Origin of the sequence: Rhizobium anhuiense (assembly GCF_003985145.1) — a bacterium.
GTDB classification, from domain to species: Bacteria; Pseudomonadota; Alphaproteobacteria; order Rhizobiales; family Rhizobiaceae; genus Rhizobium; species Rhizobium anhuiense.
Window position 1 is genome coordinate 991,503 of sequence record NZ_ML133521.1, and the last position, 12,630, is coordinate 1,004,132.

Sequence of the window (12,630 nt, forward strand, 5' to 3'; positions counted from 1 at the left end):
ATGGGCTTTCGCGTCGCTCTGATCGAATTCTCTCACGAAGGAAACACCTTCACCATTCGCTCGACCCCGATCGAGGCCTTCCATGCCAGTCGCTATTTCCAAGGTGTCGAGATTGTCACGAAGATGCGCGGCACCAATTCCGAGATTGGCGGCGCCCTCGATCTGGCCGAGGCGAGGGGTTGGGAGGTTGTGCCGATTCTTGCCGCTCATGCTCAGCCGGGCGGCACGGTCACCGAAGCCGCGCGCCGCACGATTACCGCAGATGTCGTTCACGGCCTTGAAACGGCCGGGCCGATCGACGGGATTTTCGTCGCACTCCACGGCGCGATGGTCACCGAGACATCCGAGGATGGAGAGAGCCAGTTTCTCGCCGCCATCCGTTCGGTGGTAGGGGCCGATCTCCCGATTGCGGTGACGCTCGATCTGCATGCCAATATCTTCGATGCAATGGCAGGGCTTGCCGATATCGCGGTAAGCTTCAGGACCTACCCTCATGTCGACATGCGTGAGCGCGGACGCGAGGCCTGCACGCTGCTTCATGCGGCAATGGCAGGCGAGACGGCGCCGCGCCTGCTCATCGCCCGGCCGGCGATGCTGGTCGGCTGTGACGACGGACGAACGACGCAGGACGGGCCGATGTGCCGGCTGCTGGAAGATGCAGCGCTGGAAATGATGACGCCGGGCATCCTCAACGTCTCCGTCAACGCCGGTTTCACCGATGCCGATGTCTGGGCGGCAGGCCCGAGCGTTCTCGTAAATTACGACGCAAAGATCGTCTCCGCCGTCACGGCTCAAGCAACTGCCGACAGGATCTGCGCGCGGATATGGGACTTCCGCGACGACTGGGCCCGGCCGATCCCTCTCTGGGAGTGTATCGCCCGGCTGAAGGCGCACAAATCCACCGACAAGCCGGTCGTGGTGGCCGACTTCTCCGACAACCCGGGCTCAGGCGGCTATGGCGACAGCACGACATTGTTGTCTGCACTGCTTGACGCAGGGCTGGGCAATATTGCTCTCGGTGTGCTCTACGACCCGGAGGCGGCTGACCTGCTGGCATCCGCAGGTGTCGACGCAGAATGCACGGTATTGCTCGGCGGCAAGACGGATCCGAGCATGGGCGGTGGGCCGATCGAAGTCACTGGCACTGTTGCGGCCGTCTCCGATGGGGCCTTTACTTTTGAAGGACCGATGTTCACCGGCCTTCCCGGCACGATCGGCCGCTCCGTTTCTTTCCGGGTCGGCGGGATAGAGGTGCTGATCGCATCTGAAAACCAACAGATGCTCGACGCCAACATCTTCCGCGCGCTCGGCATCGAACCGACGGCGAAGGCGGTCCTGGCGGTGAAATCCATGCATCATTTCCGCGGCGCCTTCGCCCCGCTCGCAAGTGAGATCCTGGTGACCGATGCCGGCGGATTATGCTCGCCGGATCTCACCCGCCGCAACTACCGCAATATTCGACGCCCAATTTTTCCACTGGATCCAATCAATGGCTGAACATTTTGACATTGCCATCATCGGCGGCGGCATCGTCGGCGCCGCACTGGCACATACCATCGGCAATCGCCGTTCGGTCGTGCTGCTGGAGCGGGAGGAGGCATGGGGCTATCATTCCACCGGCCGCTCGGCGGCGGAATTCTCGCTGCGCTTCCAGTCCGAAGGCGCGGGGCGGCTGATCCGGGCGAGCGCCGGATTTCTCCAGACGCCTCCGGATGGGTTCTGCGACCTGCCGCTCATCCGGCCGCGCGGAAACCTCTGCATTGCCCAGGCCGAGAAGGCCGGGCATCTCCATCACATCTTCGAAGCCGAGCGCAACAAAAGCGCGCCCATGGCCCGGCCGCTTCAATTGCTCACGGTTGCCGATGCGCTGGCGCTGGTCCCGTTTCTCGACCCCGACTGGGTCGCGGCTGCGCTCTATGACCCGGATTGCTGGGACATCGAGGTCGACAGCCTGCTGCAGTCCTATCTGAAATCGGCGCGACACGCCGGGGCCGACCTGCGCCGCAACGCCGAGGTGACGGGCGCCCGAATGGAAGGATCGGCATGGCGGCTGGAGACGAACGGCGCCGATCTGCTGGCCACGACAGTGGTGAACGCGGCGGGCGGCTGGGCCGATCCCGTGGCGCTCCATTTCGGCGCGACGCCTCTCGGCCTGGTGCCTTATCGCCGAACCGCCATCACCGTGCCAGTTGAGGGTTACGATGTTTCGGCCATGCCCGAAATCAACGAAATCGACGAGGATTTCTACTTCAAACCGGATGCGGGCCGCCTCCTGGTTAGTCCGGCGGATGAGACGCCGGTCACCCCGCATGACGCCTGGCCGGAAGAATTGGATATCGCCCAGGCGGCGCAGTATCTGAGCGACTGCACCAAGCTCGAAATCCATCGGATCTCCCATAGTTGGGCGGGCCTGCGCACCTTCGCACCGGACCGGCTGCCGGTCATCGGTGCCTCAAAGCGGGCGCCGGGCTTCTTTTGGCTGGCCGGGCTCGGCGGGTTCGGTATTCAAAGTTCGCCAGCGGTCGCTGCGCTCGCGTCGTCGCTGCTTCTGGAAACCCCGATTCCGGCAGCCCTGCGTCAGGAGGGGATCACTGCAGAAACTTTCTCGCCGATCCGCTTTGAATAATGGGCTTATCGGCTAAGTCGTTCGTCCAAGGGTGGAAAGTGCGTCCTGTAGCCTGAGTGCTGCCAGTGCCTCGGTTGCCTCCTCGGGAGGCCAGCCCGCTTCCAGCGCCGCAGCGAGGACCAGCGATTCGGTTTGCAGCTCGAGCTTCTCATAAAGCGGCTCGATGGCTTCGCGCGCTGTGACAACATGCTGGTCAGGCGGGGTGATGGGTGTCGCGGCAACCGTAGGCATGAAATGCTCCTCCTATTGAACGCTAAGGTTCGAAACCCGTTAGGGGCATCCTTGTTCCATTTATATCGCCTTTTCGGTGTTCGAGCGGCGATGCGAAAGATGACGACGCCACATCTGGCGGAATTTCCTCCATCGCAGGAACGCGCGAATGAGGATTGCCGGTGGGATCTTCTTGTGGTCGCCGACAGTTCCCTGCCTGGTGATCGCTGCGTTCGGATCGAGCAGAAACGCGACCAACATGCTTGCACTCTGCGCCTCTACTTCGAGCTTGTCATCCAATAAATGCAGCCCCTGCTCGCCTTCGGCGAATGTCTGCTTATCGGCGACGACACAACCGCTGAAGACATAGAAATAGAGGTCTCGGCCTTGCTTGCGCGGAAATTCCACCCTTGCGCCCGCGTCCAGCCGCATATCGAAGACGTCGATCGTGCTGCGGACATAGAAGGGCGCGCCCTCCGCTTCCGGCCCGACCAGGTGTCGCCAGGTGTTTGCCGCGGCAACTGGCACCGGTCCGTGTTGGACCTTCGGTTCGAGGTCGATGGCGCGAGGGCGAATGAGGATTTGCAGCATCCGCAGAGGCGGATCGGATGCCAGCGTTTCTTCGGAATGCCAAAAGCTTGCTCCGGCATTCATCACCATGAGATGGTCGCGGTCGATCACCAGTCGGCCTGCAGCCTTGTCGTCGTGACGCATGACGCCTTCGGGCACCCAGGAAATGATCTCGTCATTTCTATGCTCATGCATCGCGATCAGGCGACCGGGATCGAGGATGGATTCTACGATCATGGCGAGGGGGCCATGGCCGTGATCGGTCGGCTTCGGCGTCAACCAGCCCGGCATGTTGACGTGCGCGACGAAACCTCCCGCATCCCGCACCACGAAGGTTCGTTCGCCCTTGAGCAGCATCTCATCCTCCATGCAAGGCAATGATGACACTAGGCCATTAGCCATCTGCTGGAAGGGCGCGTCAGCGCATTCGTCCAGGCATTATGATGGCTTGAGCGTCGCTCTCAGCTCGAGATAGCGTTCGGTCAATGTCGTCAAGGTGAAGGCTCTGTTGAGGCCACTCGGATTTGGCAACAACCAGACGACGGCGCCGGCAAATTCCTCGGCTTGCCGACCCCATTCGACATTGGCTCGAAGACTGATTGCCGCATATGCAGCCTTTCCAAGAAAGGCCAGATTGGCCGGCGCAAACGTTCGTATCTTGCTTTCCAGAGCAGGTGCTGCGCTGAGGTAATCCTGCTTCTTAAGCTCGCCTGCGCTTTTCGTCGGGCGTGAAACCGCGGACGTCAGGCCACAGCCATATTGCAGCAACGCGCGCTCTTCATCTGCTCGCAGCAAGCGCGGCGTAAATCCAGCCAGATGCAAGACCCGCCAAAAACGGTTGCTCGGGTTCGAGAAATTATGTCCGTCGCGAACTGCGGACAGAGCCGGATTCAATCCGCAGAAAACCACGGAAAGGCCGGGCGCGAGGATTTCCGACAATCCGGTCCGTGGTATTGCAGGGTCGTCTGGACCATCGAGGTCCTCGGACGTGGCATCTGGCATTGTAAAACCATTGTTCGGATTAAATGGGTCGCGTCGATCGAAACGAGCTTCATCAGCGCCATCAAGGAGGGCCGATCCGAGAGACACACGGTGCTAATCATCTTGCTGAAAATGCCGATGAATGGCCTTAGTGGCAATTTGAAAAATATCGGGCGCAATCGATTCTTTGACAGGATCCGCAATGACCACCGAAGCAGCGCGTAATTCGCATCCCATCTATTTCATCGGTGCTTTTGCCACGGGTGGGCTCCTGACGTTCATGGTGCACTTCAACGGGGAATTGGCCCATTATGGCAATCCCCTGTTCTCCTCCTGGACCGCTCATGGCACAGGCATCATCGCAGCCGTCATTCTTCTCTTGCTGGTCCACCGCCGGCGCAGGCCGACGGTGGGAAAAGCCCCCAACGCGCCTTGGTGGGCTTACTTCGGTGGGATATCCGGCGCGGCAACGGTCATTCTGACCTCGACCGCGGTCAACTCGCCGCTCGGGCTCTCCGGCACCTTGGCCTTGGGTTTGGCAGGCCAGGTCGCCTTCAGCGTTGCGGCCGACAGTTGGGGACTGTTCGGTCTGCCGAAGCGGCGTCCAGATATGCGAGACATCGTAGCACTCGGCCTGGTCGTCACCGGGGGTGCGCTCATCATCCTGTTTGGACGAGGTGCGGCGTGACACTATTCATTCTCCTGGCGTGCCTCGGCGGCGCGCTCGTCGGTCTCAGCCGCCAGCTCAATGGGCGGTTGAGCATATCCACCACGCCGCTGATCGCATCCTTCTGGAATCATGCCATAGGCTTTGCCGTTCTCACATGCCTCGGTCTCTTCGTCGGGGGCCTGCTTCCTGCAGGCGCCGCCGAGGCGCCTTGGTATGCCTATCTGGGCGGCTCCATCGGTGTTGTTTTTGTGGCGGCGGGCAGTTGGGCGATTGCGCGCATAGGCGCGGTCAATTCGGCTCTGCTGATCATCGGTGGCCAGATGGTGACAGGGGTGGCGCTTGATTATATCAGCGCCGTTCCAACGTCGTTTTGGGCGAACGCGACCGGAATCGTCCTCATCGTCGGCGGCATGATGGTCAGCCGGAGGCGACGCAAAGGCGACGGCTCGCAATAACCAAGCGCTTCATGCGGTTATTGCCTGCCGATATGCCCAGCTATTCTCCGAGCGGAAGAGTGACGTCCGCTATGGAGGCGCCCAATGTCACACCGTGACTTTCTGCCTGCGCCATCGCCTTCACCAATGCGATGACCGTTTCGCGGATATTGCGGTCGGCGATCTTCAGAAAGGCGCGATTCAGCACCAATCCTTCCTTCGTTCGCAGGAATTCGGCGACCGGATCGGAATTCGCCGACAGATCCAGCCCTTGCAGCGTCAACGGCTCGGAATTCTCCTGTTCGAAAAAGAAACTTACCGAGGTGTGGAGCACATCGGCGATCCGCTGCAGGCGGCTCGCGCCGATGCGGTTGATGCCCTTCTCGTATTTCTGAACCTGCTGAAAGGTTACGCCGATCTGCTCGGCAAGCCGTTCCTGGCTCATCCCGAGCAACTGCCGACGCATTCTTATGCGCGCTCCGACATAGCTGTCTATTGCATTCGGTGTCTTGACATTCATCGCGTGTTTTCAGCCTCGATCGCATTTTCAATCGGCGCAGCTGTAGTATTCCCCGCTTCGGTTTTCCATGGTTGTTTTCATATAGCGTACCCAATATGCGATGATCGCGACTGACTGTGATATGAAAGCCCCCGTCCGGAAAGACATAAAGCCACGCTGGAATCGGTCGACAAAAGGGCAAATCAAACAAAAGCCGTACCAATCCCGATAAAACTGGGCTGTGATTGCCGCCCAGCTTACGCTAAATGCAATTCAGCGACCGCCGCTCGATAGTCTTCCCAGCCCCGATCGCCTAAAATCCATCGAAAAAAGACGCGGCACGGCACCGACCGGCCTGTGCAGGAGGAATATTGATGGCAACGGTTGCCGAAGGCGCGCCCCGTTTCGAAAAAACAACGATGTCTATCCTCATGGCGGTCAGCTTCTGCCACATGCTGAACGACATCATGCAATCGCTGCTCGCCTCGCTCTATCCGCTGTTCAAGGCGAATTACGATCTCGATTTTGTGCAGATCGGCCTCCTCACCATGACGTTCCAGGTCACCGCTTCGCTGTTGCAGCCGCTGGTCGGCATTGTCACCGACCGCTGGCCGATGCCCTATTCGCTGCCGGTCGGCATGGCGAGCACCTTCTGCGGCCTCATCCTGCTCGGCAACGCCGGCAGTTTCGCGCTGCTGCTGGTTGCCGCAAGCCTGATCGGGTTTGGCTCAGCCGTCTTCCATCCGGAATCCTCGCGCGTCGCCCGTCTGGCCTCCGGCGGTCGCCACGGTTTCGCGCAGTCCTTCTTCCAGGTCGGCGGCAATGCCGGCCAGGCGATCGGTCCACTGCTCGCCGCCTTCATCGTGCTGCCGCTCGGGCAACACAGCGTCTCCTGGTTTGCCGCCATCGCCATGGTCGGCATGGTCGTGCTGAGCTGGGTGGGCACCTGGTACATGAGCCACCGACGTCAGAATGCCAGCAAACCGGCGGTGAGCCGGGCCCTGCCGCTGCCGCAGAACAGGGTCGTCTGGGCGCTGCTGATCCTCGTGCTGCTGACGGCGACGAAGAATGTCTACATGGCGAGCGTGTCGAGCTACTTTACCTTCTATGTCATCGACAAGTTCGAGCTCAGCGTGCAGCAGGCACAGCTGATGCTCTTCCTGTTCCTCGGCTCGGTCGCCGTCGGCACATTCCTCGGTGGGCCGATCGGCGATCGCTTCGGTGCGCGGTTCGTCATCTGGTTCTCGATCCTGGGCGTCATTCCCTTCGCGCTCCTGCTTCCTTATGCGAATCTCCTCTGGACGGGCGTGCTCAGCATCGTCATCGGCCTGATCTTCGCTTCGGCCTTCTCGGCGATCGTCGTCTTCGCGCAGGAACTGGTGCCCGGGCGCGTCGGGCTGATTGCCGGCGTCTTCTTCGGCTTCGCCTTCGGGGCGGGGGGGCTTGGTGCTGCGCTGCTCGGCGATTTCGCCGATACCCACGGCATCGATTTCGTCTACCGGATCTGCTCCTACCTGCCGCTGCTCGGTCTCCTGACGGTCTTCCTTCCGCGCATACCCAAGCAGAAATCGGCCTAGAGTATTCCGGCTCGACGCATCATGCGGTTCACACGTCGCTATCGCGACAGGCACGAACGTATTTTTCTCCTCATATGGGGAAGAGGGATCACCATTCCTTTAATCCACTATTTTTATAGATAATATTCGTTGGAGAATGACATCGGTTTCGGCACGATATTGGAAGGAAATGGCATGTCTGCTCACAAACTGGTCGGCCTTGCGGGTAGCTTCAACCGCCCCTCGAAGACCTTCGCGCTCGTCGAAAACGTTGCCGGCCTCGCCGGCGAGAAATACGGCTTCGACAACACCATCTACGACCTGACCGATGTCGGCCCCTCACTTGGCCAGGCGCTGCGGCGTGACGATCTCGACAGCCGTGCCAAGGAGGTCATAGACGACATCGTCAATGCCGACGTGCTGGTCATCGGAGCGCCAACGTACAAGGGCAGCTATCCCGGCCTCTTCAAGCATCTGATCGACCTGATCGACCCGCATGAGCTGCGCGCCAAGCCGATCATCATCACTGCGACCGGCGGCGGCGACCGGCATGCGCTGATGGTCGAGCACCAGCTCCGTCCGCTCTTCGGTTTCTTCATGTCTCACACGCTGCCGACCGCCGTTTACGCGTCCGACCGTGACTTCACCGATTACCGTGTCTCATCCGAACCGCTTTCCAAGCGGATCGGGGAGGTTATCGGTGAGCTCTCGGCCTTCTTTCCCAGCCGGAATCAGGCGCTTATCGCCGCCGAATGAAGAGTTAGGGATAGGCTTGAAACGGCGCCGCGGAGGCGCCGTTTTCGTTTTTGGACCACCCTTCTCACGTCGTCATAATCCACAAATTTGATGGAAATTTATCCTGCCGATACCAATGGCAGGGCAAGAGTTTTTCCGACCTTTCCTCCACATCGGACAATCGTGCTTCGCTACCGATGCGCGCATTTGCCATGATCGGCCTGGTCGGGGCGCATGGCCTCACTCAGTCAGACGGGATATAAAATGACCAAGAATAAAAATCTTCACGACTTCCACCTTTCGCGCCGGGCGGCTCTTGTCGCCGTTTCCGCTGCCGCGCTCTTCACCTTTGCAGCACCAGCTCCTTCCTTTGCCGAGGACAAGTCGATCAAGGTCGGCATCATGGCCGGCGAGGATGAAGACGTCTGGCGCGTCGTCACCAGCGAGGCGGCCAAGAAAGGCCTGAAGATCGAGACGATCACCTTCAACGATTATACGCAGCCGAATGAAGCACTGGAGCGCGGCGAAATCGACGCCAACGCCTTCCAGCACCAGCCCTATCTCGACAACCAGATCAAGCAGCACGGCTACCACATCGCTCGCGTCGGTTATACCGGCGTCTGGCCGATCGGCCTCTACACCAAGAAGTACAAGTCCGTCGCCGAGATCCCGGAAGGTGCCGTCATCGGCGTGCCGAACGATCCCTCCAACGAAGGCCGCGCTTTGCGCGTTCTCCAGAACGAAGGCCTGATCAAGCTGAAGGACGGCACCGGCATTCTCGCAACTGTCGCCGACGTCACCGACAATCCGAAGAAGATCGAAATCAAGGAACTCGACGCGGGTATCGTCGGCCGCTCGATCGACGATCTGGATGCCGGTGTCGTCAATACCGACTGGGCGCTGAAGAGCGGCCTTTCGCCGGCCGAGCGCATTGCGCAGGAGCCGATTGCCGACAATCCATATCGCAACTTCATTGCCGTCAAGGCCGACAATAAGGATGCCGAGTGGGTCAAGACGCTTGTCTCTTCCTATCAGAACGAGACCGTCAAGGCCGAGTTCGACAAGGTTTACAAGGGAACGGGTCTCAGCGCCTATTGATCCGAAGCGGGGCGGGGGGTTAAGCCCTGCCGAGAGGCGGTCCAGGCGTTCCTTGCCCGGGCCGCCTTCAGTGTTTGTAAGGAAAAGCACATGAATTCCTTTGTTTCTACCACGGCGATCGAGACACAGCCGCAAGCGGCGGCCGAAGACGTGGTGAGGCTTGCCAATGTGAAGCGGCGGTTCGGAACCACGGCAGCACTCGACGGTATTTCGCTGACGGTGAAGAGAGGTGAGATCCTCGGCATCATCGGCCGCAGCGGCGCCGGCAAATCGACGCTGATCCGTTGCCTCAACGGCCTGGAGCGCGCCGATAGCGGCGAGATTCTCATCGAAGGCCGAGAAATCACCGGACTTTCAGAACAGGAACTGCAGCCGCTGCGCCGCCGCATCGGCATGATCTTCCAGCATTTCAACCTGCTTTCCGCCAAGACCGTCGAGGAAAATGTCGCGCTGCCGCTGAAGATCGAGGGTGTTGCAAAGAACGAGCGCTTGAAACGGGCGCATGAGCTGCTCGATCTGGTCGGGCTTGCCGACAAGGCGAAAGCCTATCCCTCATCGCTCTCCGGCGGGCAGAAACAACGCGTCGGCATCGCTCGGGCGCTTGCGGCCCGCCCGGCACTGCTTTTGTCCGACGAGGCGACGTCGGCACTCGATCCGGAAACGACCCGGTCGATCCTGGCGCTGTTGAGGGATATCAACCGTAAGCTCGGGCTGACCATTCTGCTGATCACGCATGAGATGGAAGTGGTGCGCGGCATTGCCGATCGCGTCGCAGTCATCGACGCCGGGCGGATCGTGGAGGAAGGGCAGGTCTGGTCGGTCTTCGCCAATCCGCAGGCTGACATCACCGGGAGCCTGCTCGGCGGTATCCGCCCGCAGCTTCCGGATCACATCGCCGGTCGGCTGTCGGCAACGACGGGGAGCGAGGCGATCCTCAGCGTTGATCTCGCCGGGCCGCAGGCGCAGGGCGCGCTGTTTGCCGAACTCTCGGCGGCGCTGCCGCATTCCTTCCGCCTCGTCCATGGTGGCATCGACCACATCCAGAACCAGCCGGTGGCGCGGTTCTTCATCGCCGTTCCCATGCGCGACCCCGCGCTTGCCGGAAAGGTCGAACAATTCCTGACGGCCCGGTCCGCCCGGGTGGAGGTGCTTGGTTATGACACCGATCATGCTTGAACTGCTTCTTCGCTCCCTTTGGGAGACGGTCCTGATGACCGTCGCCTCGGGAATGATCTCGCTCGTCGCCGGCCTGCCGCTCGGCCTTGCCCTGGTGGCGACGGCGCGCGGCGGCATCGCCGAAAATCTGTGGATCAATCGCGTGCTCGGTGGGATCATCAACGGCTTCCGCTCGGTGCCCTTCATCATCCTGCTGGTGGCGCTGATCCCGCTGACGCGGCTGATCGTCGGCACGGCGCTCGGCACCTGGGCGGCCATCGTGCCGCTCGCCATCGCCGCAACGCCCTATTACGCTCGCATCGCCGAAGTGTCGTTGCGCGAGGTCGACCGCGGGCTGATCGATGCCGTCCGCGCCATGGGCGGCAATCGCTGGACGATCATCCGTGAGGTGCTGGTGCCCGAAGCTTTGCCGGGCATCGTCGCCGGCTTCACCGTCACGCTGGTGACGCTGATCGGCGCCTCGGCGATGGCGGGCGCGATCGGCGCCGGCGGTCTCGGCGATCTCGCCATCCGCTATGGCTATCAGCGCTTCGAAACCAATGTGATGATCGCGGTGGTGGCCGTCCTCATCGTCCTCGTCTGCGGCATTCAGTGGCTTGGCGACCGGCTGGTCGCCAAGCTGGACCATCGATAGTCAGTGCCGGAACTGGGCTGCGGGATGCGCGGCGGGCAACCTGCCGTCCCCGCCGCCGAAAAGCTTCTGCCGCAAAGGTCCTTCCACGTAGTCCGCCTTGAAGAGACCGCGCTCCTGCAGCACCGGCACCACCAGGTCGACGAAATCGCGCAGGCTTTCCGGCGCCACGGTCCGCGCCAGATTGAAGCCGTCTATGCCGCCCTCCTCGATCCATGCCTCGAGATGATCGGCGATTTGCTCGGGCGAACCCACCACCGGCTTCATCCGGCTGCCGAGTATCATCTGGTCGATGATGTCGCGCAGCGTCACCGGCTTCGCCGCCTGTTTCGTGATGGCCGCAAGCGCCGACTGATTGGCGTTCGTCGAGCTTTGATCGATGACGTCATCGAGCCCATATTTCGAAAAATCGATGCCTACGGAGGCGGAGTAATGCGCAAGCGAGGCCTCGACGCTCGCATGGCGGCGATACTCCTCCAGCCTGTCCCGTGCTTCCTTCTCCGTCCGCCCGACGACAACAGTGATCAGGCTCAGGATCTTCAGTGCGTCGGCGCCGCGGCCGAATTCCTCGGCCTTCGCCCGCAGCGCATCCACCGTCGGCCGCATCGCCCTGGGGTTTGAGCCGGCGAGGAAGACGCATTCGGCGTGCCGGGCGGCAAAGTCCTGGCCGCGTGCGGAGGCGCCGGCCTGGAAGAGCAGGGGCGTGCGCTGTGGAGAAGGTTCGGAGAGATGGATGCCCTCCATCCGGTAATATTGACCGTCATGACGGACAGTGCGCACTTTGGAGGGATCGGCATAGATGCCGCCCACCTTGTCGCGCAGCACCGCATCGTCATCCCAGCTGCCTTCCCAGAGCTTGTAAACGATCTCGAGATATTCCTCGGCTGCGTCGTAACGCGCGTCATGTTCCGGCAGCCTGTCGAAACCCATGCTGCGGGCAGCACTATCGAGATAACCGGTGACGATGTTCCAGCCGATCCGTCCCTTGGTCAGATGATCGAGCGTCGACATGCGCCGCGCCAGCAGGAAGGGTGGCTCATAGGTGGTGTTGACGGTGACGCCAAAACCCAGATGTTTGGTGACATAGGCCATCGCCGAAATCGGAATGAGCGGATCATTGACCGGGATCTGCGCCGCCGTCGTGATCACCGGCGCCGGGCTTCCTCTGAAGATGTCATAGACGCCGACAATATCGGCAAGGAAGATGCCGTCCAGCTTGCCGCGTTCGGCGGTCTTGGCAAACTCCGTCCAATAGTCGAGATCGGTATAATGCGCTGAGCCGTCGCGCGGATGCGTCCACAGGCCGTGGTTGATATGCCCGACGCAGTTCATGTCAAAGGCATAGATCTGCATGGTCTTCATGAGGCGGGTCCCAAAACCGGCAATAGAAATCAAGGATTTGCCGCATTAATTATCCTAGAGCATGATGCCGAAAAGTGCGTGC

The 12,630-nt window shown here is 61.0% G+C and carries 14 protein-coding genes; 9 read left to right on the plus strand and 5 right to left on the minus strand.

Going from position 1 to position 12,630, the window contains the following annotated elements; translation table 11 throughout:
* A complete protein-coding gene (locus EEQ99_RS04805) occupies positions 1–1,497 on the plus strand; it encodes a M81 family metallopeptidase (protein ID WP_097594823.1) in 1,497 nt (498 codons plus the stop codon).
* Entirely contained in the window at positions 1,490–2,626 is a 1,137-nt protein-coding gene (locus tag EEQ99_RS04810) for an NAD(P)/FAD-dependent oxidoreductase (protein ID WP_097594822.1), read from the plus strand. Before EEQ99_RS04805 ends, EEQ99_RS04810 begins: the two co-directional genes overlap by 8 nt.
* A gap of 12 nt (positions 2,627–2,638) precedes the next feature.
* Here the strand turns inward: EEQ99_RS04810 and EEQ99_RS04815 are convergent, their stop codons facing one another.
* The 3 genes from EEQ99_RS04815 to mug all read right to left on the minus strand — a co-directional run bounded on the left by EEQ99_RS04815 (position 2,639) and on the right by mug (position 4,408).
* Positions 2,639–2,857 (minus strand): hypothetical protein, encoded by a 219-nt coding sequence (locus tag EEQ99_RS04815; protein WP_047613034.1) that lies wholly within the window; start codon positions 2,855–2,857, stop codon positions 2,639–2,641.
* Between the two features lie 60 nt (positions 2,858–2,917).
* Positions 2,918–3,763, minus strand: coding sequence for a pirin family protein (locus EEQ99_RS04820; RefSeq protein WP_047613487.1), 846 nt, complete (start codon positions 3,761–3,763; stop codon positions 2,918–2,920).
* Positions 3,764–3,844: 81 nt separating this feature from the next.
* Positions 3,845–4,408 (minus strand): G/U mismatch-specific DNA glycosylase, encoded by a 564-nt coding sequence (mug, locus tag EEQ99_RS04825; protein ID WP_047613036.1) that lies wholly within the window; start codon positions 4,406–4,408, stop codon positions 3,845–3,847.
* A gap of 181 nt (positions 4,409–4,589) precedes the next feature.
* On the opposite strand from mug, the gene EEQ99_RS04830 reads away from it, so the two are divergent.
* Together EEQ99_RS04830 and EEQ99_RS04835 are read left to right on the plus strand one after the other, a co-directional pair.
* Complete coding sequence (locus tag EEQ99_RS04830) at positions 4,590–5,075, plus strand: DMT family transporter (RefSeq protein WP_063476070.1); 486 nt, start codon at positions 4,590–4,592, stop codon at positions 5,073–5,075.
* Entirely contained in the window at positions 5,072–5,512 is a 441-nt protein-coding gene (locus tag EEQ99_RS04835; RefSeq protein ID WP_047613040.1) for a DMT family transporter, read from the plus strand. Before EEQ99_RS04830 ends, EEQ99_RS04835 begins: the two co-directional genes overlap by 4 nt.
* 40 nt (positions 5,513–5,552) lie before the next feature.
* Here EEQ99_RS04835 and EEQ99_RS04840 read toward each other — a convergent pair whose 3' ends face one another.
* Positions 5,553–6,011 carry a helix-turn-helix domain-containing protein gene (locus EEQ99_RS04840; RefSeq protein WP_047613041.1) on the minus strand — a complete coding sequence of 153 codons (459 nt, stop codon included), beginning with the start codon at positions 6,009–6,011 and terminating at the stop codon, positions 5,553–5,555.
* Positions 6,012–6,364: 353 nt separating this feature from the next.
* On the opposite strand from EEQ99_RS04840, the gene EEQ99_RS04845 reads away from it, so the two are divergent.
* The 5 genes from EEQ99_RS04845 (at position 6,365) to EEQ99_RS04865 (ending at position 11,189) form a co-directional block, all read left to right on the plus strand.
* Positions 6,365–7,567 (plus strand): MFS transporter, encoded by a 1,203-nt coding sequence (locus EEQ99_RS04845; RefSeq protein WP_047614933.1) that lies wholly within the window; start codon positions 6,365–6,367, stop codon positions 7,565–7,567.
* A gap of 174 nt (positions 7,568–7,741) precedes the next feature.
* Positions 7,742–8,302: an FMN reductase gene (gene msuE, locus EEQ99_RS04850; RefSeq protein ID WP_047613488.1), complete on the plus strand. Its 561-nt coding sequence runs from the start codon at positions 7,742–7,744 to the stop codon at positions 8,300–8,302.
* Between the two features lie 243 nt (positions 8,303–8,545).
* Positions 8,546–9,379 (plus strand): MetQ/NlpA family lipoprotein, encoded by an 834-nt coding sequence (locus EEQ99_RS04855; RefSeq protein WP_047613490.1) that lies wholly within the window; start codon positions 8,546–8,548, stop codon positions 9,377–9,379.
* Between the two features lie 90 nt (positions 9,380–9,469).
* Positions 9,470–10,555, plus strand: a complete 1,086-nt coding sequence (locus EEQ99_RS04860) for a methionine ABC transporter ATP-binding protein (protein ID WP_097594820.1) — start codon at positions 9,470–9,472, stop codon at positions 10,553–10,555.
* The gene (locus EEQ99_RS04865) at positions 10,536–11,189 is read left to right on the plus strand and encodes a methionine ABC transporter permease (RefSeq protein ID WP_097594819.1); all 654 of its coding nucleotides are present in this window, start codon (positions 10,536–10,538) and stop codon (positions 11,187–11,189) included. The genes EEQ99_RS04860 and EEQ99_RS04865 overlap by 20 nt, the downstream gene beginning before the upstream one ends.
* Here EEQ99_RS04865 and EEQ99_RS04870 read toward each other — a convergent pair whose 3' ends face one another.
* Complete coding sequence (locus tag EEQ99_RS04870) at positions 11,190–12,548, minus strand: LLM class flavin-dependent oxidoreductase (RefSeq protein WP_097594818.1); 1,359 nt, start codon at positions 12,546–12,548, stop codon at positions 11,190–11,192.
* Positions 12,549–12,630: the final 82 nt, after the last annotated feature.